Annotated in this window: 23 protein-coding genes; 13 read left to right on the forward strand and 10 right to left on the reverse strand. The window is 57.0% G+C overall.

All coding sequences use genetic code 11. From position 1 onward, the window contains the following. Window positions 1-63: 63 nt before the first annotated feature. The 6 genes from ACYVI2_RS16930 to ACYVI2_RS16955 form a co-directional block, all read right to left on the reverse strand. Entirely contained in the window at window positions 64-795 is a 732-nt protein-coding gene (locus ACYVI2_RS16930) for a hypothetical protein (RefSeq protein ID WP_415815669.1), read from the reverse strand. A 15-nt stretch (window positions 796-810) separates the two neighbouring features. Further along, the gene (locus tag ACYVI2_RS16935) at window positions 811-1,263 is read right to left on the reverse strand and encodes a type III secretion system chaperone (RefSeq protein WP_415815671.1); all 453 of its coding nucleotides are present in this window, start codon (window positions 1,261-1,263) and stop codon (window positions 811-813) included. 36 nt (window positions 1,264-1,299) lie between these two features. Continuing rightward, entirely contained in the window at window positions 1,300-3,567 is a 2,268-nt protein-coding gene (locus ACYVI2_RS16940; protein ID WP_415815673.1) for a hypothetical protein, read from the reverse strand. Window positions 3,568-3,682: 115 nt separating this feature from the next. Next, entirely contained in the window at window positions 3,683-5,302 is a 1,620-nt protein-coding gene (locus ACYVI2_RS16945; RefSeq protein WP_415815675.1) for a cache domain-containing protein, read from the reverse strand. Further along, a complete protein-coding gene (alr, locus tag ACYVI2_RS16950) occupies window positions 5,280-6,416 on the reverse strand; it encodes an alanine racemase (protein WP_415815677.1) in 1,137 nt (378 codons plus the stop codon). The genes ACYVI2_RS16945 and alr overlap by 23 nt, the downstream gene beginning before the upstream one ends. 117 nt (window positions 6,417-6,533) lie before the next feature. Further along, on the reverse strand, window positions 6,534-7,007 hold the full coding sequence (locus ACYVI2_RS16955) for an ATP-binding protein (protein WP_460490327.1): 474 nt from the start codon (window positions 7,005-7,007) through the stop codon (window positions 6,534-6,536). A 69-nt stretch (window positions 7,008-7,076) separates the two neighbouring features. Between ACYVI2_RS16955 and ACYVI2_RS16960 the strand changes: the two genes are divergently transcribed. Beyond that, entirely contained in the window at window positions 7,077-7,418 is a 342-nt protein-coding gene (locus ACYVI2_RS16960) for an STAS domain-containing protein (RefSeq protein WP_415815681.1), read from the forward strand. A gap of 78 nt (window positions 7,419-7,496) precedes the next feature. Here ACYVI2_RS16960 and ACYVI2_RS16965 read toward each other — a convergent pair whose 3' ends face one another. Next, a complete protein-coding gene (locus ACYVI2_RS16965; RefSeq protein ID WP_415815683.1) occupies window positions 7,497-7,946 on the reverse strand; it encodes a type III secretion system chaperone in 450 nt (149 codons plus the stop codon). Between the two features lie 303 nt (window positions 7,947-8,249). Here ACYVI2_RS16965 and ACYVI2_RS16970 point away from each other — a divergent pair, with 303 nt between their 5' ends. From ACYVI2_RS16970 to ACYVI2_RS16980, 3 genes are all read left to right on the forward strand, one after another. After that, entirely contained in the window at window positions 8,250-9,134 is an 885-nt protein-coding gene (locus tag ACYVI2_RS16970) for an NAD(P)-dependent oxidoreductase (protein ID WP_415815685.1), read from the forward strand. 133 nt (window positions 9,135-9,267) lie between these two features. Beyond that, entirely contained in the window at window positions 9,268-10,236 is a 969-nt protein-coding gene (locus ACYVI2_RS16975; protein ID WP_415815687.1) for a Bug family tripartite tricarboxylate transporter substrate binding protein, read from the forward strand. A 29-nt stretch (window positions 10,237-10,265) separates the two neighbouring features. After that, window positions 10,266-10,946 (forward strand): RraA family protein, encoded by a 681-nt coding sequence (locus ACYVI2_RS16980; protein ID WP_415815689.1) that lies wholly within the window; start codon window positions 10,266-10,268, stop codon window positions 10,944-10,946. 37 nt (window positions 10,947-10,983) lie between these two features. Here ACYVI2_RS16980 and ACYVI2_RS16985 read toward each other — a convergent pair whose 3' ends face one another. The 3 genes from ACYVI2_RS16985 to ACYVI2_RS16995 all read right to left on the reverse strand — a co-directional run bounded on the left by ACYVI2_RS16985 (window position 10,984) and on the right by ACYVI2_RS16995 (window position 14,941). Beyond that, window positions 10,984-11,643, reverse strand: a complete 660-nt coding sequence (locus ACYVI2_RS16985) for a GntR family transcriptional regulator (protein ID WP_415815691.1) — start codon at window positions 11,641-11,643, stop codon at window positions 10,984-10,986. Between the two features lie 243 nt (window positions 11,644-11,886). Continuing rightward, window positions 11,887-13,941 (reverse strand): hypothetical protein, encoded by a 2,055-nt coding sequence (locus ACYVI2_RS16990; RefSeq protein ID WP_415815693.1) that lies wholly within the window; start codon window positions 13,939-13,941, stop codon window positions 11,887-11,889. 121 nt (window positions 13,942-14,062) lie between these two features. Further along, the gene (locus ACYVI2_RS16995) at window positions 14,063-14,941 is read right to left on the reverse strand and encodes an IclR family transcriptional regulator (protein ID WP_415815695.1); all 879 of its coding nucleotides are present in this window, start codon (window positions 14,939-14,941) and stop codon (window positions 14,063-14,065) included. Window positions 14,942-15,128: 187 nt separating this feature from the next. On the opposite strand from ACYVI2_RS16995, the gene ACYVI2_RS17000 reads away from it, so the two are divergent. The 9 genes from ACYVI2_RS17000 to ACYVI2_RS17040 are packed head-to-tail and all read left to right on the forward strand — an operon-like array spanning window position 15,129 to window position 24,308. After that, the gene (locus ACYVI2_RS17000; protein WP_415816493.1) at window positions 15,129-16,295 is read left to right on the forward strand and encodes a CobW family GTP-binding protein; all 1,167 of its coding nucleotides are present in this window, start codon (window positions 15,129-15,131) and stop codon (window positions 16,293-16,295) included. A 3-nt stretch (window positions 16,296-16,298) separates the two neighbouring features. Next, window positions 16,299-17,684: a dihydroorotase gene (locus ACYVI2_RS17005; protein WP_415815697.1), complete on the forward strand. Its 1,386-nt coding sequence runs from the start codon at window positions 16,299-16,301 to the stop codon at window positions 17,682-17,684. Further along, window positions 17,681-18,361, forward strand: a complete 681-nt coding sequence (locus ACYVI2_RS17010) for an isochorismatase family protein (protein ID WP_415815699.1) — start codon at window positions 17,681-17,683, stop codon at window positions 18,359-18,361. The genes ACYVI2_RS17005 and ACYVI2_RS17010 overlap by 4 nt, the downstream gene beginning before the upstream one ends. Before the next feature lie 29 nt (window positions 18,362-18,390). After that, a complete protein-coding gene (locus ACYVI2_RS17015; protein WP_415815701.1) occupies window positions 18,391-19,554 on the forward strand; it encodes an ABC transporter substrate-binding protein in 1,164 nt (387 codons plus the stop codon). 59 nt (window positions 19,555-19,613) lie between these two features. Beyond that, window positions 19,614-20,534 (forward strand): branched-chain amino acid ABC transporter permease, encoded by a 921-nt coding sequence (locus ACYVI2_RS17020; RefSeq protein WP_415815703.1) that lies wholly within the window; start codon window positions 19,614-19,616, stop codon window positions 20,532-20,534. A gap of 20 nt (window positions 20,535-20,554) precedes the next feature. Beyond that, window positions 20,555-21,430: a branched-chain amino acid ABC transporter permease gene (locus ACYVI2_RS17025; RefSeq protein WP_415815705.1), complete on the forward strand. Its 876-nt coding sequence runs from the start codon at window positions 20,555-20,557 to the stop codon at window positions 21,428-21,430. Next, window positions 21,423-22,181 (forward strand): ABC transporter ATP-binding protein, encoded by a 759-nt coding sequence (locus ACYVI2_RS17030; RefSeq protein ID WP_415815707.1) that lies wholly within the window; start codon window positions 21,423-21,425, stop codon window positions 22,179-22,181. Before ACYVI2_RS17025 ends, ACYVI2_RS17030 begins: the two co-directional genes overlap by 8 nt. A 22-nt stretch (window positions 22,182-22,203) precedes the next feature. Then, entirely contained in the window at window positions 22,204-22,899 is a 696-nt protein-coding gene (locus tag ACYVI2_RS17035) for an ABC transporter ATP-binding protein (protein ID WP_415815709.1), read from the forward strand. Window positions 22,900-22,955: 56 nt separating this feature from the next. After that, window positions 22,956-24,308 carry an MmgE/PrpD family protein gene (locus ACYVI2_RS17040; protein WP_415815711.1) on the forward strand — a complete coding sequence of 451 codons (1,353 nt, stop codon included), beginning with the start codon at window positions 22,956-22,958 and terminating at the stop codon, window positions 24,306-24,308. Window positions 24,309-24,320 lie beyond the last annotated feature (12 nt).

The raw sequence follows: 24,320 nt of genomic DNA on the forward strand, positions 1-24,320 counted from the left end.
CTTGCAGGCCAAAATGATGATTCCAATATCCTCGACGGATTGAGATGACGCTAGAAAGTAGACCTACGGTGTAGTCGGGCTAGTACCATACCCTTTGATGAATTCCGAGGCTGTGCGGTGCACCCAACCAGCCGTACCTATTCGGGATTGCGCCGATGATGTTCTCACGTTCCGTATTGCTTCCAGTTCTTCTGCTGCCTCGTTGTGAATTTTTTTGGCTACGTTGACGAGATCAGCGATTTTTTTGGGCTCTGAGCTATCTCCAGCCTTAACGGAGCGCTCCGATAGCCCAAACCCAAATCTATGGGCACGCGAAATCAGTTCGTTGTAGTCGCGGGCGACTCCCTCAGGTAGACCCCGGTGCACCCCCGATGGTCTTGGGCGTAGTGTTTTCCCTGTGTGCGTTGTATTCGCCCTGGTTTCGTTAGAATCCTCGGTACGCTTTCCAGGCAGAATACTCAGCAGTGCGCTGACTGTGGCGTCACCCGCGGCGATCAAATTCGAAGTCACTGCGTTGAACAATGAGACCGGCAGCGTGGCGACATACCAGCCATACGTGGCTAAGCTCGAAAGGAAGCCTGCTTTGTGATTGGATGCGTTTTCTTGAGCTTTGCTGCCGTGCTCACCGTCCCCGGGTTCAATTCTTTTTCCGTGCAATGGGCCCATTCCGTCTACCGGGCCGTTCGTGGCGGCACCGCCATGAACGGGAGATGACGTTCCTGCAATATCATCGAGCGCCTCATGAGTAAAACGAAGCTCGGGGTATTGCACAGAATTATTGTCAGTTTTCATCATGATAGTTTTCCCCTGCTAAGGCTTGTTAGAAAACGCCAGGCGTTGCTCCAGGTCGCCTGGATGAGCAACCCGCTCCAGCGCGCCGTTGGTATATCGCCGCCAGAATGTGGCGGTTTGGGTAAAGGCACCGGCCACGTTGGCCAGCGAATGTGCATCCAACAAGACCAATGGGATACGTAACGACATGGCCAACGTGTTGCCGCTCACCCCTAACGTGGCGCCGCCAGTAGCGGCCCAGAGATAGTTGGCCTCCATAGCGACTTGCAGAATCTCGGCGGTACGTTCGGCCAAGATTTCGCCCAGCGCGGAAAACAGAACGACGTCTCCCGCCTGATCGTCTCCTTCGTAAAACAAACTGATGGTGATGCCATCGTTGATGAGTTCCTTCGTTTTCAGAAATTGCTCGATCGATGGCAATCCGATTTCGCCTGCGAACGCGGTCAACAAAGCCACATAACGGGAAGACATGGCACAGTCCTTTCAGTTTTAAGTAAGCTTGACGTCTTAGGTGTTGGCGGCCAGTAAGTTGGCAGCGATCGTGTTGTTATCCGTGTCGTTACGAGTGGCAGCAGGGATGGCCACCGCCGTCTCATCAGGCGCCGCAGCGAACGGACTGAGTCTGTTCCATAGCCCCGCCACGAAACCGCCAGTGGTCGTAGCGACCGATACTGCAGGGCTGAGCAATGCATTCGCGAGACCGCCCGCCGCCATGATCTGGTTGCTGGCCGACTGAAACTGAGTTCCTACAACTTCGGCGCCTGTTTGTACCGCGCTGCTTGCATAGCCCACCGCAGCACTGCCCAGAGACTGCGCGCCGCTTGACGCGCGGGTGACCATGTACTGAGCTACGATGAGCGCGCTATTGCGTGCGATCTGCACATACGAAATGTTGCCACCGAGAGCTTCCTGATTGTGATGAAGCAGTGCGGCTACGGCCTTATACTCGGGGACGTCGGGGTGCTTGAAATCACCCTTATCGATATAGGGACGCAGATGCTGGATGGCAAGCTTGACCGCTAATGTCGGGATGGCCCGTCGAACCCAGGAGCGTTCCTTGTTATCGGTTTGCGGGTCGCTCTGTGCCAGCGATTTTTCTAGGCCGTTTGCCGCCGCTGTCCCTGTCTGCGCCGTGTCCTGTTCGGGTTGTGGGTCAGGGATTCTTGCTGCCGCATTTTGGGTGTTTGGATTGTCCTTATCCCGTTGTATCGCATATTCGTCCGCCCGTCGTTGCGCGAGCTCCTGCAACTTCAGCGCTTTTTCGGCTTCTTCCGCCGCCTGTTTTACAGCCTCATTCTCCAGGCGTTCCAGGTTCTTCTCAACGGTATTAATCAGCAACGCTTCCAGACCATCCCAGCCGCCATATTCTGGAATGGCGACATACGTGCCAATAATACTCTGCGCAGGTAACTCAGTCGTTCTGGACAGGGTGGAGGCTAAAAGATGCTTGAGACCAAAGTCGGCCGGAATGGCTTTTAACAAGACATTCAAAGCATTCTCGATACGCTCAGCATTTCTTGTGTCCGGGTCGGTCATGAGCACCATGCCGATTGCTTCGCTTAACGCTTTGAATCGCACGGCATTTTCGCGGGCCTTTTCGATGCCCGCCTGGGCCTTCTCGTAGGCTTCCTGAGCATCTTTTGCATCTATCTGCTCATTGGTATCCATTATTACAAAGTCGCTGATATCGACGTCCTGCTTGGGTAAGTCAGTCAGCAAAACTTTGCTCTGAGTATCCGCTTTCGATGAGCCGACCAGAGCCGCTTTATTCTCGTCCATACCGTCATCCGATGCATCGACTAGCACGAAATCATCCTCGTCGTCCGCGATTGCATCGACCAGCACAAACTCGTCTACCTCCTTGTCTATTTCATCTTGCGCCGCGGTGGGTTCGGCCTCCTGCAGGGCAAGTTTGGCATTCGCTTGCTCTAGCGCGTTGCCGGCCTTGGCCAGAACTTTAACTGCGTTGAGGTGAACTTGCGCAGCCAGCGCCGTGGTCAATTCGGCCACGTTGCGGATGAATGGCTCATCGACCAGCGGCTTCGTGGGCGTGTAGTTGGTCAACGCTTCCGTACAATTCTCATCGTTAATCAGATACGCATGCAGGCACCCGGCTGCAAGTTTCAATTCCGGTTTCGTGTAGAACTCCTCCTTCAGCTGAAATGACGGGCTCTCCACGATTGCCCGGTCGACCAGGATTCGCAGGAAATCAGTGCCCACACCTACGCCGGCCAAAATCAAGCGATTGGTGTAAGTGAAGTCTCTGTCTGGAACGAGGGCATTTTGGATTCTGTCGGTGAGCGTATCCCAGCCATGATCGTGGGCATACGCGCCCAGGAGCTGGTGAATGGCTTGTTTGCCGATGTAGTTGTTGATCAGATTCTGCGCAAGATTAATGGCAGGTTCTTTGGCTTCATCAGGAATCTTGCCGGCGGTCGCTTGCTTGTCCAAGGTATGCGTCAGCAACTCTTTGACACTGGCAGAAAACTGCTCATCATCAGTGCCGCGCAGAATTTGATCAGCATATCCAATCAGCTGGGCGCCGGTGATGCCCGCAATGGACTCCGCATACTTGTCGACGGCTTTGTGGGTTCCAGCGATACTCAATCCCAGTCCGATCGCTTGGTGGAGAACGGCTTCGGCGAGCGTGTTGCGGGTGACTCGACCGCCAGTGATGCGTGAGACCAGGTCATTCAGGTTGTCAGCGTAATTCAGAGCACCGAACGCAGCGGTGTTCACCACGAGCGAGATAGATTGGTAGACAGGGATGTGCATGATAATTAACCAAAAAAGAAGTTAAAACCCCGACTGCGTCACGATGAGCTGGAAGGCAGCATTGCTGCGCCGAGATCAAACGCGTGAGTACTCAAGGCATGCGAACGAGCAAGGCTTATCCATGGACAGGCAGAGCCTGAGCGACGTTGACTGCGGCCTGTACGACTTTTTGCTCCCAGTCCTCGATCAGATGGGGCAAATAGGCAGCCCAGCGGCCAGCCTGATTAACGAGGGCTTCCAGTTGTGCAATCGCCGCGTGACTATCCAGATCCGCGAGTGAAATGGTCTTGAACAAAATCACCTGATCCTGCTGAGGTTCGAAGCCAAACATGCAGCCGTCTGTTGCGGCACCGAACATATGGGCTTGCAACAGCATGGCAAAGAACGCATCCCGATGCGTCGCAGGAGCATTGCTTAAGAAGCAATAGGCATGTGTGATGTCTTTGCTCTTGTCGTGATGGATGTTTTCCCGCAGCTTGCTGTCCATGTACATAAAGGCCGTTGCGAGCCGGCCCACTTCGTCCCTGTGCTGATCTGGCAGGGCGGCGATGTGATGAGGCACGTTTCCCTCGACCCGCAGTGCCTGATCAGGGAGTTGTCGTGCATACGATGTCAACCGTTTGAGAGGCTGTACGATGCGTGCGGCGAAAAACCATGCGCTCAATAGCGCAGCCAATGACATGGCGCCGAAGATCAGGGCCTGGCTGCGCAGCAGTTTGCGGGCCGGGGCGCTCAAGTCATTTTCAGGGACCGCCGCTACGATGGTCCAATGCAGTGGCGCATAGTGTGCGCTGTCAATTTTCCAAGGGCCTCGTGATCCGTCGACCTGCAGGCCGTGGAGATTTGCGCGAGTGGGGGCATTCAGACGTTGGCGTAATGTCTGGCCGTCGTCGAAGCGATTATCGAGAAAGCCATGATGTGTATCTGGGGGGGCGACGACGAAGCGCCCGTCATCGGCAACAATAAACACAAAACCGGAATGCGCCAGTTTCATTGGTAATAACGTCGTCCGCACGGCGTTCTCCATCTGTGTGCGGTATTCCTCAATCTGTTCGATGACATCTGCAGCACTGTCGCTGACGGCCAAGACCCAGTTCCACGGACCAAAATAATCGAAATAAGCGTAGCGTGAGTTGTCGTCGTCCCCAACCAGCGCCTGAAAGTCTTGCTGAATACGGCCGGCAGGCTCAGTCGAGGTCGGCCTGCGGTAGATCGCAAAGCTATAACCGGAATCGCGGCTTTCTTCGAGCGAAGACTGTGCAAGCGGCCGATTCTTGTAGTCATTTATTGACGAGAGATCGCGGCCTCTCATCGCCGGATATCCGCTGGCCAGCACGATGTATCGAGTATCAAAGACAAAGGCATAGCGATCGCCGTCGAAATGCAATTGGTTGATCCATTCCCGTGCCAGATCTTGAGCCATCGCTTTTGTGATGAAGCCCTCGTCGGCTAGCCTTGCATACGATTCCAGCGTAGCTTCAATGAGTTTGCCGGTTTGCATCAGCTGGCGTCTACCATTGCGTACGATAGATACTTTGTTGTTGAGCATGGCGCCCCAGCGTGCTGCTGCGTCGTGCTGGATGAGGTCAAGCACGTTGCTGATGGCGTGCTGCTCGCTGGTCATGACGGTATCGGTCACATTGCGTTGCGACGTCAGCATGACCACAATGGCGATCGCTGCCAGAATCGCAGTTACCAGCGCGAAAATCTTGCTATGTAGCGATTGGAATGACATGAATCGGTAAGTTAGCGCTCAAGCCGGTAAACAGCGCAGCGGCGATCGTGCCAGCATGGCGGGCGATTTCTTCGGCTGGTAGTTCGGCGGTGCCCCAAAGCGTGACGGGCATGCCCGGCTCGGCATGAGGAATGGGTGTGAGATCGACGGCCATGAGATCCATGCAGACATGGCCACACAATGTGGTTCGTATTCCATTAACCAGAACTGGCGTTCCTGTGCCGGCCTGCCGAGGGTAACCATGGACGTAGCCGCAAGCGACGATGCCTATGGGCATTGCGCGCGGGGTGACGAACGCGCCGCCATAGCCCAGAGACGTGTTGCCGGGTAAGGTCTGGATAGAGATCAGTTCGGACTGTAATAGCAAGGCTGGCCGCAATCCTAATTGGGGGCCGGCGCGATGCGCCAACGGGCTTGCTCCGTAAAGCATAAGGCCCGGGCGTACCCAGTCGTTTGTCGCGCTATGTTCCTGATGCAGTAGCAGCGCTGCAGAGTTGCTCGTGGAGACAGGGCCTGACAGGCCGCGAATGGTCTTCATGAACTGTTGGCTGGCACGGCGGATGCCGTCTACGCTATCTGATTGCGCGTAATGATTGAAATGGCCGACCATGCGAATCTGACCGGCTCGGCGCATGGCTTCAGCGATTTCATACGCCTGACGATACGTGCACGTATTCATGCCGGTGTAGTTGAGATCGCCCACATAACGCAGCCATACCGACGGAGGGTGATCAGGTGAGTGCGTTCGTAACCAGGAGAGTTGTGACGGATGATGAATGACTAGATGTAGTTCAGGGTCATGCAATGGCTGCACGTCGTCTATTGAAGCCAGGCCGTTCAACATGAGAATGGGGCCTCGCCATCCAGCACGCCGGCAGGCTTGCCGTTCGGCGTCGTTCGATACGGCCAGTCCATCAACCTGCGCCAGCCCCGCTATCACGTTGGCGATGCCGTGGCCGTACGCATCGCCTTTCACCGTTGCCCAGATACGCGGCGGATGATTACCCCGCAACACTGTACGTAAGCAGGCAGCGTTGTGTGCAACGGCGTTGAGGTCCACCTGCACACGTGTCAACCGGCTTTTCGAGGTCTCGGAATGGGGGGGGGAGTTCATGCAACAGGAACGGACGATCAATTGGCAATGCGAAATTACGGTTGGGCAATGAGCCTGAGTAACTTCAGACAAAAATTAGTTCCATGCGAGCAGACGCCAAGAATGACTGCTCATTGTTTACATCATGGGGCGGTTCATTAGGTCTGCCAGCAATGTCATGCAGTTTTTTTGATCGCGACGCACATAAGACATGCCTGATAAATAGTGGCGCATGAGACGCAAGCCATGTCCGCCTAAATGTGCTGCGTCCAGCGAGGTGGCCAATGGCGGGGTGATGGGTTGAGTGGGGTCATATGGTTGGCCATTGTCGATGATTTCGAGACGAACCTGGGCGGGCGTCAACGTGCAACGTAAGCGAATGGTGCGTGGTGTTGAATCGTCATTCGTGCGATGATTGCCATCGGCATGGTCAGTGGTCTGAAACGCATAGGAAACGATGTTGGTGAGCGCTTCATCCAGGCTGAGTGTCAGGGCAAACGCCACTGCTGATGGCCAGTTTTCACGACGACAAATGGTCTCCAGCCACTGAGTGGCCGACTTCACAGTGTTTCCATCGGGAATGAGGTCAAGCGTATCGGTCTGCGGGAACATGTTGACGTACCATCCGTCCCATGAATGATTGGTGGGCTTGCACTTAATGCGCATTTACGAGGCAATGAAATGGCGCTTGCAATCGAAAAAATCGAAGACACCGTGGTGATATCTGCCGAAGGGCAGATCAATAGCGGCAATGCGTCGGCGATCGAGGCAGAGTTGTTATCACAGGTCGATAAAGGTGAGCATCGGATCGTATTGGACCTGGCTCTGCTCAGCTATATTTCCAGCGCTGGATTACGCGTGGTGCTGTTGTTGGCCAAGCGTCTCAAACAGGTAAATGGAAAATTGGTCTTGTGTGCGTTGCAATCACGGGTGCGCGAGGTGTTTGATATCAGCGGGTTTCTGTCCATCCTGGCGGTGGTGGAGACACGTGAAGAAGCCTTGCGTACTACTGCTGTGGACTGAGCTTGTCCGTCGTTCCGTTCACGGCTGGTGAACGGACTGGCCAGGCGATGGCGCTCGTATGTGTCCGGGTAGATAGCGTCATGCAAAGGCAGGCTCAGCAGCAGTGCCGGGCGAAGACGGCGCTGCTAATTCGACGGCTGCCGTTCTTTCGATGAAGGGCTTCCACCGCAGCGCGATATCCACAAAGGCGCCGATCATGTCGGCGAAGCCTTTGGCGTGGCACAAGGGCAGTGGCGTACGGCCTGCGAGCAACACGGCGCCGGTGCCATATTGCAGACCCAAGGTACAACCTCCCGTACCTGTCCATAGCGCGTTGGCTTGCAGCATGAGGACGTGAAGCGATTCACTGTGGTCCGGAACGCCCAGATTGGTACAGAACACGATATCCCCGATATCGTCGTCGCCATCCAGCATCAGGCTGACAGTGATGCCATTGATCACTATTTCTTGTGTAGCCAGCAGCCACTGCACAGGTTCCAGACCCATGATGGCGGCGTAGTTTCTGAGTAGATGTTCGTAGCGTGACATGACGACCTCGATGGTGGCGAAAGGACGACGAGCGCGAGCCGCTCGGGAATGACAGCGAACGTTGGTAACGCCTGGCGGGTTCCTGGTTCCAATGACACGCTTGTGGGGAAAATTGCCGAGACGCTTGATGGTTCGTTCGCCGTGTACACATCGGAGGGGTGGCGTCGTTGTCTATTTGTACTGATTATGTTCGTTTAATAAAGGGTTTACCCTCATAAATGTGCAATATTGGCTGGAGTTACATATTGAATTGTTTTTTTATTGTATTTTTATGCGTGTTTAGATTGGATCAGCCGGAACAAAATGAAGATCGCGTTAATTGGTTGTGGTGAGGTGGGGCATTGTTATGCCCAGGCTTGGTTAGCTGCGGGGCACGAGATCGCCGCCGTGTGCGAATTGCGGCAGGATGCCGACATGCAGGCCCGTGTGCAGAGCTATGGAGCGGCGTTGCATGCGACGCCGGGGCCTTGGTTGGCCGATGTGGATCTGGTGGTATCGGCTGTGTTTGGCTACGCGGCTCAAGAAGTGGCTGCGCAGGCGTTGCCATATCTGGGCAGTAATGCACTGTTTGCGGATTTCACGACAGCCAGTGCGGCAGACATGCGTGCGGCTGCGGCGGTTGCTGCCACGCACGGCGTACCCTTTGCAGACGTCGCGATCATGGGGGCCATTGCCCTGCTCGGGGCGCGTACCCCGTTGCTGACGGCCGGGACGGGCGCCGCTGCCGTCGTCGAGTTTGCCCAGGCCTGCGATATTCCCGCCCAAGCGATCGATGGGCAGGCCGGCGATGCCGTGCAGTTGAAGCTCCTGCGCAGCATCATGACCAAGGGCATGGAAAGCCTGGCGGTCGAGTGCCTGGTCGCTGCGGAAAAGCTCGGTCTGCGCAACGCCTTGTATGACGTATTAGGAGATATCGACCGTACGCCGCTGACAAAATTTATCGATTCGTTTGTGCGTTCTCATGTGCTGCACGCGCCGCGTCGCCTGGCAGAGGTGCGAGAGGCGCGCGAACAATTGGTCGAAGCGGGCTTGCAGCCTTTGGTGCTCGATGGCGTCGAACGTTTATTCGCCCGTACGACACAAGGGATCAACGACGCCCGCGCGGCGCAAGGTGGCGCGCCGTTGGAGTTACCCGATACCGTGCAGGCCCGCTTGGCTTGGTTGACGCCTTTGGCCCAGGAAAAGTGATTTTACCGCCGCGCCTTGATGTAGCGCGCGGCGCAATGGATACTCACGCCAAGGTCGGCGCTACGCAAAGAATTACTACGCAAGGCCAACGCCGTGTTGGCGTGGCCCTGCTTACGATAGAAAGAGGAAGACAATGCAAGTCCTAAAGAAAATGATGGCAGCTGCCGTGCTGGTATCGTGCTCGGCCGCTGCTGTGGCAGCCGATATGGCGGGTTCACCTATTACGTTCATTTCGCCGTTCCCGCCGGGAGGCGGTACCGACACACTGACCCGTATGATGGCAACGGCCATCGGCCAGGATCAGGGTTGGAACATCGTCGTCGAGAACAAGCCGGGGGCGGGCGGCAATCTGGCGTTGGACGCCACGGCACGTGCAAAGCCCGACGGCCATACGCTGGTCATGGCGCAGACTGACAACATCGTGCTCAATCCGTGGCTATATAAAAAGCTGAGCTATGACACGTTCAAGGATTTCAAGCCGGTAGGATTGGTGGCCTCGTCTCCCAGCGTGTTTGTGGTGCTGCCCGATTCGCCCTATAAAACCCTGGACGATGTGGTGAAAGCAGCCAAGGCCAAGCCGGGGGAGGTGTCTCTGGGTATCCCCGGCATTGGCGGCAGCGGTGATTTGATCGGTTATCTGTGGCGCAGCGCCGCCGGTATGGAGTTGATGCATGTCCCATATCGTGGCTGGTCGCAGGCCTTTCCCGATTTGATGAGCGGCCGGATCGCGCTGTACACCGGATCCGTCGCGTCGCTGTTGCCGCAGATCAGCAGCGGCAAAGTGCGTGCGCTGGCCGTAGTTGCCGATGAACGTTCGCCAGCACTGCCCGATGTGCCGACGTTTGTGGAGAGCGGGTTCAAGACCATTAACCAAACGATTTGGTGGGGCTTGATGGCGCCGGGCCAAACGCCCGATGACGTGATTGCAACTTTGAATGGTGCGGTCAACCAGGCGTTGGGCAAGCCCGAGCTGGTCAAGAAACTCGAGCAGGCTGGTTATAGTGTCATGAAGGGCACACCCGAGGATCTGGCGAAACGTCATCGCACCGATCACGATGTCTTTGGCAAAGTGGTGCAGCAAGCCGGTATCCCGCAGCAATAACGATATTCTTCCCTATTTGGAGCGCTTTCATGATCGGTTTTGAAATTCTTTCCCGCAAGCGTGCTGTCAGCGCCGAGCTCGTCGAGAAATTTCGCAAGTTGCCGGTGGCAAATATCAGCGACTGCATGTCGCGTATGGCTGCAGGTGGTGCGCGCCTGCGGCCCATGCATGACGGTACGTTGCTGGCCGGCCCCGCGCTGACGGTGCGCACGCGTCCGGGTGACAACCTGATGGTGCACAAGGCGTTGGGTCTGGCTCAGCCCGGCGATGTGATCGTGGTCGATGCCGGCGGCGATCTGACCAACGCCATCATTGGTGAAATCATGACCTCGTATGCCGAGTCGCGCGGTATCGCGGGCATCATCATCAATGGTGCCATTCGTGATTCGGGCACCATCCGCCGGAGCGCCTTTCCGGTGTATGCCGCAGGTGTAACGCATCGTGGCCCCTACAAAGATGGCCCGGGCGTGATCAACGGCACGGTCGCGCTCGATGGCATGACGATTGAGCCGGGCGATCTGATTCTGGGTGACGAGGATGGTCTGCTGTGCATTCCGTTCGATCAAGCCGAGGAGATCTACCAAAAGGCCTCTGCCAAGCACGCGGCAGAAGAAGTCACGCTGGCAGAGATCGCCGCGGGCAAGCTGAACACGTCTTGGGTTGATGCGCGGTTGCAGGAATTGGGCTGCGCGCTGCCTGCTCAGAAATAAGCAGGCGGGTAGTCCGTCACGACGGCCTCGAAGTCCGCTATGCGGGCTTTGGGGCCGTTTTGCGTTGGTTACGGAACAGGCGATGGGTGGCAGCCAAGTGCAACCGCATCGCGCTTTCCGCATAGTCCGGGTCGCGCGCACGTATGGCAGCGATGATCTGATTGTGCTGTTCCACGCTGCTCAGCATATCGTCCCGGCTATAGAAATAGAACGATCCGATGATGATAGGCATGTCCAGCAGGCTTTCGACCAAAGTGCGTACGCGAGCGGATTGCGCAGCGGCCAGCAAGGCGTGATGAAAGCGATTGTTGTAGTGCTGTACTTCGGCGACGTGGTCTTCGTCTTGGGACTGGACCGCGTGCAGCATGCTGGCATTGATGCTCGTTAGGTCATTGATCTGCTCGGCACTGGCGCGCAGGGCCGCCGAGCGCGCGGCATAGGGCTCCAGCAGCAGGCGCAGCTCGAACGCCTCAGTGATGTCGCGATCCAGCCAACCCAGGACGATGGCGCCACGGCGTTCCTCGCGAGTGACCAAGCCATCATTGATCAGCCGTTCGATTGCACTGCGTACTGGCGTGCGGCTGACGTCGAGCTCGCTGGCGATGTGTTCCTCGCGTAGCCGCTCGCCGGGCAGAAAAGCGCCGGACATCAAACGGCGGCGAAGCTCTGCATAGACCAGATCGCTGGCGCTAGGCATGCTCGAAATCTCTGGCGGTGAAGGGGGGGCTCATGATCGTTGGTGCTTCTGTCGCGGCATGGGGGGGGGGTGATATGTGTGATGACGGTGATTATGACCTGCTCGTGCAGGCAAGAAAAGAGGCGTCTGCTTCGTCCTGTGTGCTTCTGCCTGTCTGAATCCCGTTGCTATGAATACCCTTTCGTCACGTCGAGGTGAAGGTGTACCAAGATAGCCAGCATGGCAATACCGTTTGCGCCCGTATCACACCATCAGCTGTCTGAAGTTCGGGTGTTCCCAGTTTTCCAGCTGCTCTAGCTGTTGCCGTTCGCTGTGGCCGAGCTTGGCATGGCGTGCGAGTTCTGCGATGACAGACGCACGTGCGGCGGCCAATGCTTCTTTTGACATGTTTTGATAATCGTCAGCCGCGAGGATGGAGCGATCCGCCTGGTGTACGCGGTGGGTGGCATGCAGGCGATTGGCGATATGATCGTCGTCTCGCAAGGGAATGATTGCTGGCTGTATGCCGAATGTGCCTGGGTCTTTTACCAAACGGATACGCAATGCAAAGGCGCCAGTATTTTCGTCTATGGTGCGTTCGAACTGTACGCCACGGCAGCCGCGCGGAAAGCCGGCATAATAGTCATGCAGCTGAAAGACACCTGGTTTCATGGCGTCATTCTGTTCTGTAGCATCGACCATGCTGACCGTATAGGTCGTCGGTGCCTGCATGAGGAAGTCATAAAAATGGCTGTGAGGATCGTCGATCAACAAGCTGTTGTCCGGCAAGCGGCGCACGGTCGGCGCAGCTGCGTCGCGAGCGACCTCTGCTGGATGGTCCGCCGCGGCATCGAGGTACCACGTCAAGGCGCGCGTGGTGGTTAGGTTGGAACTCACTGCCATCGATCCGAGGTCGCTTGAACATACGACAGTCCCTGGCGTGGGATCGTCGCTGATCACCAGCGCGTGGGCGATGTGCTGACCCATGTGGAGCTGATTGCGAACCTCAGCTTGCGGAGGGGAAAAACCGCAGGCTTGGCGGTACTGTTCTTGCGAGTTGCGAAAGCTGGCATTGACGATACTGGGCCCCTCGATGGGTGTAGTAAGGGCCCGGATCAGGGATTTGCCTTCTCCATTTTGATAGGCGGTCTCTGCCCGGTAGGCGGTATAGCGGTCTAACAATGTGCCGGGAATCGCGATGACGCGATGGATCGTTTGGCCCACACTAGATAGACCGTATCCGATGGCATTGCCGACAGTCGAGAGGTTGGCATTGACGGCGGCAAAGAGCTCTTGAAATGCCTGCTGGGCGCTGGCGAGCATGGACAGGGATTGTTGACGTTGTTCGCCATCGCCCATATTCAAGGAATCGATGCAGAGGCCGGCGGCATTGGCGTACTCAGTGCTTGCCGGGGCCGCGGGAGCGGTATTAATGGCCTCGGTGAGTGCGGTGAGTTTGCTTTCGAGCGTCCGGACGCGTTGTTGGCGTTCCGCTGCCACGGCGATCACACGGTCCATCGCATTTTTGCGTAGGGCTTCGTGTTGGATAAGCGGCTGGAGTTTGCGTTGACGTTGCTCGACTGCTTGCATGGCGTCTTGAATGGCCAGGTTGATGGCATTTTGACGCGCCTGATCGGGGAGGTTACGCACAGTGTTGAGACCGATATAGCCGCCTCCGAGCAGGGCTGCCGTTTGTGCAAAAAAATTCCCCGTCAGACCGGCGGCATAGGGCAGGCCTGCAGCCACGGCGCCCCAACCCACGGCAGAGGTCGCAGCGGCGCCGCCGCCTCGCAGAAAATAGCCCCAAGAGCGGACATATTCGCTATTGGTTTGTGCGTGTCCCGGCTGCAAAGACGGCGGCATGACGGGCTGGTGCTGAGGGTCTTGGTTGTGTAGTTCCCTGTCGAGCTCGCGTAGTACACCGTCGATCTCGTTGAGCAGCTTCTGGATCTCGGCACAGTTGCGCTCATAGAGCGACGGACGCGGGGCGGGGACCGCTGAGGTGGCTGATAGTGTCGCGTCTTCTTGGGCGGCATAGGGGGCTGCTGACCATAACCATTGAGCCCCCTGGGCGGCGTGGCGCGGAAGCGCGGCCAGACCGCTAAAAAGGAAGGCAATCCCGTTTGATACGTCGGATGCTTCTGGCGACGGCGCGGCTGCCGTGTTGGCGGCTACGCTGGATTCCTTTACCGTTGCGGATGGACGGCCTTCGACGGCGGCTTGGTTTTCTGGCTGACTAGAAAGATCGTCGCCATTCAAATCGAAGACGTCTGGCTCCAGGCTGAAGGTTGGGAACAGGTTGAGGATAGGGAGGACCACGTTTGCCTCGCTCGTGACAGAGGGAACCCGCGATCGGGCTTGTCGAGGAGCTCGGCCCGGCCGGTGAGGGATGCAATCCTTGGTAACTGTCAGCGAGCGTTTGGTTCCGGCCGCTGGCGGGCTAAGACAATGCGCTCAATATTTCCGAGGCGCTTTCGCGCAGATGCCAATCAGCATAGGCCTCACTGCTCAGTTGGCTGGAGAGTTCCGCAGCGCAATGCTGCAGGACTTCTACCTGGTGTCTGCGAGGCGGATTCGGAATATTTTGAATCGATCCCACGATGGACAGTGCTCCTGCCAGCTGATCGCCATTACGAAATATCGGCACGGCAATGGTGTTGACGCCGATCATCATCTCTCCGTCGCAGACCTCGTAGTACTGGCGCCGGATGAGTTCCAAACGCTGGCGGATCCGTGTTGGATCCGTGAGCGACCGGTCCGTTTCCGGGGGAAGCGATTCCGCCAGGCGGGCTTCTATGAGTGCGGGGGGCTGAAAGGCCAGGGTGAGCCGCCCCAGCGCCGAGCAATGGGGAAGCGGCCGGTTGCCGGGTTTGACACTGATCAGAATGCGGCCGTAGATGTTTTCCACGGTGGCAATCACCATGGGCGTGCCATTGATGGGCACCGCCAGCACGGCCGTTTCTTTCAGTTCATCTCGTATGCGGACCATATAGGGTTCGGCCCGAGCTCTCAGGTCGAACTGGTTCCCCGCGGCTTCGCCCAGTTGGAATACGCGCCAGCCTAGATGGTAGCGGTCTGTGGTGCGCTCCTGTTCGATCAGTCCCATCTCTTTCAGGGTGGAGAGATGACGGTGAACACGGGGCTTGGTTTCGCTCAGGGCGTCTGCGAGCTCTGTGACACCCATGGGTCGCTGTTGGGCAGCGAGCTCATCCAGGATGCGTACGGCGACTTTTACGGCTTCGACGGAGTTGGGGTTTTTTTCAATCATGTGGCGGTCTGAGCCGGGACTTAGCAGAGGATAGCGAGAATTTTGACGCATTTGAGCTCCGGAAGGGGGATCAGGCTGCAAGACAGTGTTTTGTTATGAACAGCGATATTTAATTTCTTCTAGCGTAACCGTAATTGCTTTGTTATGCTTGTTGAAATTAAATTTCGCTTGTCGTTATGGCTGGGTGAGATGGGCCAAGGCAGGCAAGATGCGTTTCAAGGGAGCGCGGTGCGTGTCTATGCGTATTGATTGCGATCTGCTGACGGGCTATTTGGGCAGCGGCAAGACCACTTTGCTCAATGCATGGCTGCGTTCGCCGCTATCGGCTGGCACGGCAGTGGTGGTCAATGAAGTCGGTGAGATCGGTATTGATCAACTCGTGCTGGCGCAGGTGACCGATAACGTCATGTTGCTGGAGTCGGGATGCCTGTGCTGCACCCTGAGCGGCTCATTGAGAGAGACCTTGTTGGATGTGTGCGCTACCGCGCGTGCGCACGGCGCGCCGTTGCGTCGCATCGTCGTGGAGACGACGGGGTTGGCGGAACCTCTGCCGATTTTGCATTCGCTGTTGGGCGACAAGATTCTGACTGAAACTATCCGTCTGAATCAGGTGGTGGTGACGGTCGACGGGCAGCAAGGGTTGCGGCAGTTGGTGACACAGCCGGAGTCCGTGCGGCAGCTGGCTGCCGCCGAGTGTGTGGTGATCACTAAGAGCGATCTGGCGCCTGAGCAGGATGTCCGTGAGCTGCGCGCGCTGATTCGTCAACTGAATGTGACCGCGGTAGTGTGCGACTCGGTGGCGGGCAGCCTCGCAGACGAAATCTTTACCGCATCGGCGGGCAGCCTCCAGCGTCAGGCTGTGTTGACTGCCATCGCCAAGGAGCGGGGAGGGCACCCGTCGCATCACTGCGATCATCACGGTGAGCATCGGCATGGTGCCGGACACGATGGTGCGCATCATGGCGATGATCAGGAGCACAGTCACGGTCAGGACCCGGATGCACATCGAGCCGATTCTGCTGTGACATCGCTGTTTCATTCCCGTGTTTCAACGCTCGGCTTTCATATTGACCATCCGATCTCATGGCCGGGGCTGGCTGCCTGGTGGCATTTGGTCTCGAGTCACTATGGCGATCAGCTATTGCGCAGCAAAGGCCTGCTGCGCATGTTGGATGCGGTCAGACCGTTTGTATTCATGCAGACCGTTGGCAAGGTTTTTCATACGCCAGACGTTTTGCAAGCATGGCCTGATGCGGATGAGCGTTCGCGCTTGGTCTGCATCGGTGTTGATCTGGATCGCGATTGGCTGGAGCAAAGTCTTTCCGCGCTTTTGATTGATGAGCCTGGGCTTTTACCCAGCTCGCTGGCTGAACTTTCTCATTTTGTTCCCTCTCATTCGGAGTAGCTGATGTCCCATGATTTCGTCTTGCGGGGTGGCATCGTCGTCGATGCGCAGCATGGCGAGCGCCCCTTGGACCTGTTGATTCAAGGCGGCCGTATTGCTGCACATCTGGTGCCGGGCACCCCTGTCGGGTCGGGCGTGCCAGAAGTTTCCGCACAGGGCTTGCATGTTTTTCCTGGTTTGATCGATGCGCATATCCATTTCGGCTTTGGCGAAAAAATTACCGAATACGAAACCGAGACGATCTATGCCGCGCAGGGTGGGTTTACGACGGTGCTGGGCTATTTTCTGAATAACGAGGATTACACGGACGTCTATCGGCGCGAGCAGGAATATGCCCGCACCCGTGCTCACGTTGATTATGGATTCCATTTCAGTGTCGCCAATGAAATGCATGTCCGGGAGCTGGCGGAGTATGTAAACAAATATGGTGTGACGTCTTTCAAGTACTTCATGAATTTCAAGGGGGAAGAGGGACGTTATCTCGGCCTGGATGGTACTGACGACGGCTATTTTTATGATCTGCTGGCTCAGGCCGCGCGATTGGGCGATGTCAAGGTCGTGTGCCATACCGAGAACATCGAGATTGTGAATCGCTTGCGCAAACGGTTCCAGGCGGAAGGGCGCGACACGCTTAAAGACTGGTCGGCCTCCAAACCCGCGTTTACCGAGGCGGAGAACTGTGTGCGGGCGATGATGTTTGCCGAGCATTTGAATGCCCGCATCTACATCCCCCATTTGAGTACGCGTATGGCGTTGGACGAAGTGCGCAAGTGGCGCCAGCGCTATGAGCATGTCTATGTCGAGACGTGCCCGCATTATCTGACGCATGATGAGAATGCCGATATCGGGCCATTGGGCAAGGCGAATCCTCCGTTTCGCTCGAGTGATGACGTGCAGGCGATGTGGGAAGGGCTAAACGACGGCAGCATCGATGTGGTGGCGTCCGATCATGTGCCTCGAAAAAAGTCGACCAAGGAACGTCCGCTCTGGTTGGCGTCGCAGGGGTTCCCCGGAACGGCCACGATTCTGCCGGTGCTGTTATCGGAGGGGTATCACAAGGGCCGGCTCAGCCTGGCGCGTATTGCGGCGCTGTTGACACAGCGCCCCGCCGAGATTTTCAACCTGGATCCGGACAAGGGCTCGTTGCAGATTGGTGCGCATGCGGATTTGACCTTGGTCGATTTGAATAAGGTTCGCACGGTCAAGGCAGAGGAGTTGGGGTCTTATTCGGATTACAGCCTATATGACGGCTGGGACCTGAAGGGTTGGCCGGTGCGCACGATCGTGCGTGGCGAGACGGTGATGCAAGACGGAAAAATCGTCGGGAAACCAGGCTATGGCCAGTATCTGATGCGCACATTGAAATCGAATCAAGGGAAGTCGCAATGAAACCGTGGGACAACATTATCAGTGACGAGGAACAGCGTGCCTATCGGGCAGCGGGTTTTGGGCGGCCATCTGGCATCGGCGTGCGCCCAGCGTTATTGATTATCGACGTGCAGTACCGCACTGTGGGGACAACGCCGCAGCCTTTCTGGGATTCGATCAAGGAATTCCCCACTAGCTGTGGTGAGGTGGGTTGGAAAGCGGTCGCGAATATTCAGAAGCTGCTGGCGGCCTTTCGCGAAAAAAATTGGCCTGTTTTGTATCCGCACGTCGCGCCGAAGAAGGCTACGGATGGTGGTCGTCTGGCCGAGAAAGTCCCTGCGATCATGAATATCCCGGCGCATGGATACGAGTTTGTGAAAGAGGTGGCGCCCCGCGAAGGCGATGTGCTGTTGCCGAAAAAACATCCCAGCGCCTTCTTTGGCACCGCGCTGGCCAGTCATTTGATCGATCTGCAGGCGGATACCTTGATCGTGACGGGCTGCACGACCAGCGGCTGTGTGCGAGGCAGTGTGGTGGATGCGTTTTCGTTGAATTTCAAAGTGATCGTTCCTGAGGATGCGGTGTATGACCGCAGTCAGGTGTCACATGCCGTGAATCTGTTTGATATGTCTGAAAAGTACGCCGATGTCGGTACGACGGCAGCGGTCATTGAAAAGCTGAACACAATCGGCGGTTGAACCGCCTGCACTCTCCCAAGGGGAATGACATGAAATACGCACGCAGGAAGATCGTTGCTGGACTTGCCTTGACCGCGACATGTTTAGGTTGGGCTGGTATGGGTTGGGCGCAAGCGGCAAATAAAGAACCGTTGAAGTTTGGCCTGGCAATGCCTCTGACGGGCTCGCAAGCGCTGTTTGGCGCGGATCAAGCGAAGGCCGCGCAATGGGCGGTGCAGGACATCAATGCGAAGGGAGGTGTCGACGGCCATCCTCTGGAGATGATCTTGCTGGATACGCAAGCGGATCCTCGATTGGGCATCAATGCGGTGAACCGTCTGGTGAATGTGGACAAGGTGCCCGTGTTTGGCACGGCGTGGAGCGCTGTTGTCAAAGCCGTGGCGCCCATTGCCAATCGCAGTCAGGTGCTGGGATTGAGCGTGGGAGCGAATTCGCCCGAGATCGCCAAGCTGGGTGACTACGTTTACACGACCTATCCGCTGGCCGATGTGGACGTGGTGGCACAGGCCCGCTATGCACGCGAAACGTTGAAAAAAGAACGAGCCGCGGTACTGTACATTCACAACGATAGTGGCGTAGAGGGCGCGAAAATTTACCGCGATGCCTTTGAATCGCTGGGCGGAAAAGTAGTCGCGTACGAGGCATATGACGCACAATCGACCGACTACACCGGGGCCTTGTTGAAGGTCCGGACCTCTAATCCGGACATCATTCATATCCAAGGCCTGGTCTCTGATCTGCCGCAAGTGATCGCGCAGATTCGTCAGTTGGGGATCAAGCAGCCCATCTCGACGTACTCCGCCGGCTATAACCCCAAAGTCATTCAGCAATTAGGCGCTGCTGCCGAGGGCTTGATGGTATCTGCTCTGGCGCCGTCGGCTGAACAGAATCCGCGTATTGCCGAGTTTGTTGAGCGCTGGAAGAAAACGGAGGGGCGCATTCCCAATGGTCTGCCGTACACCCAGTATCTGTATGACATGCCTTATTTGATCGCCGATCTGTACGGTCATCTGCTGAAAAACGGCAAGCCGTTGACGGGCGCCAATATGCGCGAAGCTTTGGTAGAGGTCGCGAACTTTGACTTGCCCATGACCGGGAAGCTGCAGGTCAGCGCTGACCATAGAGTGAAGAAGCCCGTTTATCTATTCGAAGTCAAAAACGGCGCGTTCGCGCCCGTGGCGACCGTCGAGTAAGCGGATAGGAACTGCGTCGATAAAAAAGGGCGGCGCGGGCCGCCTTGCTAGGAGCAGGAATGCTGGACTTCCAGACCTTATTGCAGATTTTCTGGACCGGCCTGGCCAATTCAACCTATGCGGTGCTGCTGGCAGCAGCGTTTGCATTGGTGCTGAAAGTGGTGAAGGTATGGAACTTCGCCCAGGCCGGCATGATGGGGATCGCGTACTACACGATGTACTGGGCCATTCAGAAGTTGGGGTGGCCCGCCTATGCGGCGCTGGCGCTGGGCGCCGGTGCCGCGATTGTTGCCGCGTTGGCGATGGAGATATTCGGGCTACAGACTTTTCGCCGTCGTCATTCGCCGCCGTTGACGTTCTTTATTTTCACGTTGGTGATCTCCGAGCTGGTGCAGTATGTGCTGGCGATGATTGCCGGCACGGAGCCGGTGTCGCTCGCCGCGAGCATCATGTCGACTTCTTATATTGTGGACGGTGTGGTCGTCAGTGAATGGGATTTGAAGGCTATTGCGGCAACCGTGGTCTTGATGTCGATGCTGTTCTTCGTCATGAGGCGGACTCGCCACGGACAGTACATGATCGCAGCAGCAGACAATCCGCATCTGAGCCGTCTCTATGGGGTCAATGTGCGTAAGGTCTATGCGTTGACCTTTGTGCTAGCCGCCATTTTGATCGCGGCAGGGATGTACTTGTTTGGTACGCGAGCCTCCATGGTGCCCAATACGCCTCTGGAGATGATGTTGTTCGCGGTGATCGCGGCATTGTTGGGCGGGATGGGAAATGTATTCGGCGCGGCGATTGCTGCGGTATTCCTGGGGCTGCTGCGTGCGTTCAGTATTCTGGTCATCCCGTCGGCGTGGCAGAGCCTGATCCTGTACGCGCTGCTTTTTATCACCATCCTGTTTTTCCCGAAGGGGGTGCAGTTGACAGGTTTGATGCGCAGAAAGCCGGCGGCCAAGTCCGCGGCATCTGGCGCCTGAGACACGGATCGGAGTCATACATGGAATATGTTGCATCGTTATTGGTTCTGATCGGGCTGTATATCGTTCTGGCATCCAGCTTTAATCTGATCATCGGTTTTGGCGGATTGATCAGCATTGCGCATCCGATTTTTTTCGCGCTGGGAGCCTATACGGTCGGCGTGCTGAGCACGCAGTTCGGTTTGCATCCGGTGCTGAGCATTGCTGCGGGATTTGTCGTGGCAATGCTGGCCTCGTTCATGTTGTCGCTGCCTTCGTTGCGCATATCAGGAGACTATTTGCTGATTACCAGCATCGGATTTCAGCTGGGACTGCTGGAGATCATCAAGAACCTGGATTTTGTCGGTGGGGCCAGTGGGTTGGGCGGGATTCCCAACGTTGTGCAGGAGAATCGCAGCTTGGTGTTCGCGGCCATTACGCTAGGGGTTTCTGTGGTTGTGGTAGTGGCTTTACGGGCGTTGGTGCGAGGCCCCTATGGCAGGGCGATTCAGGCCATGCGCGATGATGAGTTGGCTTTTCTGGCATTGGGTCGCAATGCCATGAATATCAAGATCGCCATTTTCGCGGTGGGCTCCGGTATCGCGGGGGTCGCGGGCGGACTCTATGCCTACTATTACCAATACCTGACGCCAGATCAGTTTCAGATCTTGCAGTCGGCCATGATTCTGACGATGGTGGTGGTAGGCGGTATGGGCTCGGTATATGGGCCGGTGGTGGGGGCGGTGTTGCTGCTCTTGCTGCCTGAGGCGATCACGTTCCTGAATTTGCCATCGGCCATCATGGGGCCGCTGCAAGGGGTGATCTTTACTTCGTTGGTGATTCTGTTCCTGTTCCTGAGACCTCAGGGATTAGTGCCTGCGAGCAAACGTCTTTCAGCCGAGGGTAGCCATGAGTAACGTACTCAGTCTGAATGGAGTATGCAAGCGTTTCGGCGGGGTGGTGGTGGCGGACCACATCACGTTGGAACTCAAGGCAGGTGAAATCCTGGGTCTGATCGGACCGAATGGAGCAGGAAAGACTTCACTTTTCAACTTGATATCCGGGGTGTTTCCGGCCGACAGCGGCTCGATGATGCTGGATGGGAAATCGTTGTCCGGGCTGCCTCTGTATGCGCGAGCCCGGGCCGGTGTGGCACGTACTTGGCAGCACATGCGTCTGTTTGGTTCGTTGAGCGTGCTGGAAAACCTGTTGGTTGCGCCAACTGATTATCCTGGGGAGTCGCTGTGGCGGTTGCTCACGGCGGGGCCATCGGTGCGGCGTGCCGAGCAGCAAGCGAAAGAGCGCGCCATGCATATCCTGCAGCGTATGAAGTTATCCGCCATGGCTGACGTGAGCGTCAATGACATCACATTTGGCCAGCAGAAACTCGTGGGGTTGGCACGCGCATTGATGAGCCAGGGACCATTGTTGCTGCTCGATGAGCCGATGGCTGGTGTGGAAGGTGCTGCCTACGAGACGATGCGCGAGATTGTGCGTGAGGAAGCCGCCTCAGGACGTGCGGTGTGTGTTGTGGAACACAATGTCTCGTTCATCAAGGATCTATGCAATAGCGCCGTGTTCATGGCACAGGGAAAAATCCTGGAGCGTGGCGATGTGGCGACCCTGCTCGAAAGCAAGACATTGGCCGAACTGTACTTCGGCCAATGATGGCCGCGCTTGGGGATATCGAATGCTGGAATTGAAAGATCTGAATGTGCACTACGGCAAACTGCATGTGTTGCACGACCTGAGTATTCAGGTGCCCGAAGGTCAGCGGGTCGGCATTTTTGGCCACAACGGAGCGGGTAAGACGACATTGCTGCGCGCCTGCATGGGTGATCTGGAACATATGCAGGGAAATGTGCAATACCGCGGGAACGCGATCCGGACCAATGAAGTGCATGTGAATGTCAGCTATGGCATGGCCTTTGTGCCGCAGGGTCACAATGTTTTCCGGGATCTGCAGGTGCAGCAGAATCTGAAAATTGCCGGCATGCGCCATGAGCCGGATGCTCGCAAGCAGGCATTTGACGAGGTGTATGCGTTATTTCCATTGTTGGCAGAGCGTAGCGAGCAGATCGCAGGGTCGTTGAGCGGCGGACAGCAGCAAATGCTGGCGCTGGGTATGGCGCTGATGACGCAACCGTCGATCTTGTTGCTGGACGAGCCCACAATCGGTTTGGCACCAGTGATTGTGCGGGATGTGTTGGCCAGTGTCAGCGAGATCAACCGCAGTCGCAAGACAACCATCGTCATCGTCGAGCAGAACGTTCAGGCGACCTTGCAGAACGTCGACCGGGCCATTGTGATCAAGTCCGGGCGGATTATCTACGACGGGAAAAGCGCCGATTTATTGAGCCAGGAGAGCTTGTGGGACCTGTTCTGAATCCAACAGTACCCGCTGATGCACGGCAGCAGGCTGCGGAGGGCTTTGAAGCGTGTGTGAGACGTGTTGTCTCAGTGGAGTGGCGAGACCTATCCGACATGGTGCGCCAGCGCGCAGCCATGATCGTCGCGGATAACGTCTCGGCCGCATTCAGCGCACTGGAAGAACCGCAGATCGAAAAGGCTCGCAATGCGGTCTTGGCGCGGGAGCAGGGCGGTCCTGCATCACTGCTTGTGCCGCATGGCAAGCGTGTCAGCGTCCATGCGGCGGCTACCCAGAATGCATTGGCGATGGGTTGGAACGAGTTGGACGAAGGCTACCGCAAGGCGGTTTGCCATGGCGGCTTGTATGTGCTGCCCGCTCTGATGGCCGTGGCCGAGCAAGAGGGCGCGGTAGCGCAGGATGTGTTACGGGCGTTGACGCTGGGATACGAACTGGTGACTCGGATTGCGCGAGCATGGAGTTTTGTACCTATGCGGATTCATCCGCATGCGTTGTTGGCTCCGGTAGGGGCCGCGGCGGGTATCGCCATACTGCGGCGCTTGCCTGTTGACGAGGCGCTCAGCGCTGTGGCAGGTGCTTGTGCGATGGGAATGGCCGGGCCTTTCAATCAAGCGCTGCAGGGCGTATTGGTGCGAAATACGTGGGCGGCGCAGGGGGCTGCCATGGGTATCCTGGCGGTTGAGCAGGCACAAGCCGGCATTGGAGGATGGGCGTCGACGCCGTATGACGTGTACGTTACCGCGTTGGGTGGCAGCACAAACGTGCCGGCTTTGACGGATGAGGATGAATGGGCGGTTGCATCCGGCTATCAAAAGATCAACGCCTGCTGCCAGTATGCGCATTCGGCAATCGAGGCGGTGCAGGCGCTGTTGTCGCGTGATGCGTCGTTGTTAGGCGGAGAGCAGGTCAGTGAAATTCGGGTGCATGCGCATCCCTTGGCCTATCCGTTGGACAACCGTTCACCCAGTACCACATTAGGAGCCAAGTTTTCCGTACCACATGCCGTAGCTGCGGCGCTGGTGCACGGACATGGCGGGGCAAAGGCTTTTGACAACGCATCGTTGTCCGATCCTCGCATTGCGCGGTTGCGTAACAAGGTGGTCCTGGAACCGTTTGCGGACGTGCGGGATTGGCCACAGGATCGCCCAGCGACCGTGACGCTGACCACGCCTGATGGGCAGATGACTGAGACATGCTGGAGCGCACGTGGAGGTCCGGACCTCCCGCTGGCGTCGCAGGATGTCTGGGACAAAATCCGCTCGCTATGCGATCGGCATACGCCGCACGCGATGTCGACGTTGCAGGCATTGGTGAGCTTGGCCGGTGGCTCCTCAAGTGGACGCACGGAAACACTGGATTTGCAGTGTTCGTGGAGTGATTGGATGCAGGCTCTGACGGCGGCGTAGCTGCCGCCGTTT

This window comes from Bordetella tumbae (assembly GCF_054780995.1).

Bases quoted from the DNA above. Each gene is read 5' to 3' on its own strand.
- ACYVI2_RS16930 (WP_415815669.1), bottom strand. From the start codon at position 795: ATGATGAAAACTGACAATAATTCTGTGCAATACCCCGAGCTTCGTTTT.
- ACYVI2_RS16935 (WP_415815671.1), bottom strand. From the start codon at position 1,263: ATGTCTTCCCGTTATGTGGCTTTGTTGACCGCGTTCGCAGGCGAAATC.
- ACYVI2_RS16940 (WP_415815673.1), bottom strand. From the start codon at position 3,567: ATGCACATCCCTGTCTACCAATCTATCTCGCTCGTGGTGAACACCGCT.
- ACYVI2_RS16945 (WP_415815675.1), bottom strand. From the start codon at position 5,302: ATGTCATTCCAATCGCTACATAGCAAGATTTTCGCGCTGGTAACTGCG.
- alr (WP_415815677.1), bottom strand. From the start codon at position 6,416: ATGAACTCCCCCCCCCATTCCGAGACCTCGAAAAGCCGGTTGACACGT.
- ACYVI2_RS16955 (WP_460490327.1), bottom strand. From the start codon at position 7,007: ATGTTCCCGCAGACCGATACGCTTGACCTCATTCCCGATGGAAACACT.
- ACYVI2_RS16960 (WP_415815681.1), top strand. From the start codon at position 7,077: ATGGCGCTTGCAATCGAAAAAATCGAAGACACCGTGGTGATATCTGCC.
- ACYVI2_RS16965 (WP_415815683.1), bottom strand. From the start codon at position 7,946: ATGTCACGCTACGAACATCTACTCAGAAACTACGCCGCCATCATGGGT.
- ACYVI2_RS16970 (WP_415815685.1), top strand. From the start codon at position 8,250: ATGAAGATCGCGTTAATTGGTTGTGGTGAGGTGGGGCATTGTTATGCC.
- ACYVI2_RS16975 (WP_415815687.1), top strand. From the start codon at position 9,268: ATGCAAGTCCTAAAGAAAATGATGGCAGCTGCCGTGCTGGTATCGTGC.
- ACYVI2_RS16980 (WP_415815689.1), top strand. From the start codon at position 10,266: ATGATCGGTTTTGAAATTCTTTCCCGCAAGCGTGCTGTCAGCGCCGAG.
- ACYVI2_RS16985 (WP_415815691.1), bottom strand. From the start codon at position 11,643: ATGCCTAGCGCCAGCGATCTGGTCTATGCAGAGCTTCGCCGCCGTTTG.
- ACYVI2_RS16995 (WP_415815695.1), bottom strand. From the start codon at position 14,941: ATGCGTCAAAATTCTCGCTATCCTCTGCTAAGTCCCGGCTCAGACCGC.
- ACYVI2_RS17000 (WP_415816493.1), top strand. From the start codon at position 15,129: ATGCGTATTGATTGCGATCTGCTGACGGGCTATTTGGGCAGCGGCAAG.
- ACYVI2_RS17005 (WP_415815697.1), top strand. From the start codon at position 16,299: ATGTCCCATGATTTCGTCTTGCGGGGTGGCATCGTCGTCGATGCGCAG.
- ACYVI2_RS17010 (WP_415815699.1), top strand. From the start codon at position 17,681: ATGAAACCGTGGGACAACATTATCAGTGACGAGGAACAGCGTGCCTAT.
- ACYVI2_RS17015 (WP_415815701.1), top strand. From the start codon at position 18,391: ATGAAATACGCACGCAGGAAGATCGTTGCTGGACTTGCCTTGACCGCG.
- ACYVI2_RS17020 (WP_415815703.1), top strand. From the start codon at position 19,614: ATGCTGGACTTCCAGACCTTATTGCAGATTTTCTGGACCGGCCTGGCC.
- ACYVI2_RS17025 (WP_415815705.1), top strand. From the start codon at position 20,555: ATGGAATATGTTGCATCGTTATTGGTTCTGATCGGGCTGTATATCGTT.
- ACYVI2_RS17030 (WP_415815707.1), top strand. From the start codon at position 21,423: ATGAGTAACGTACTCAGTCTGAATGGAGTATGCAAGCGTTTCGGCGGG.
- ACYVI2_RS17035 (WP_415815709.1), top strand. From the start codon at position 22,204: ATGCTGGAATTGAAAGATCTGAATGTGCACTACGGCAAACTGCATGTG.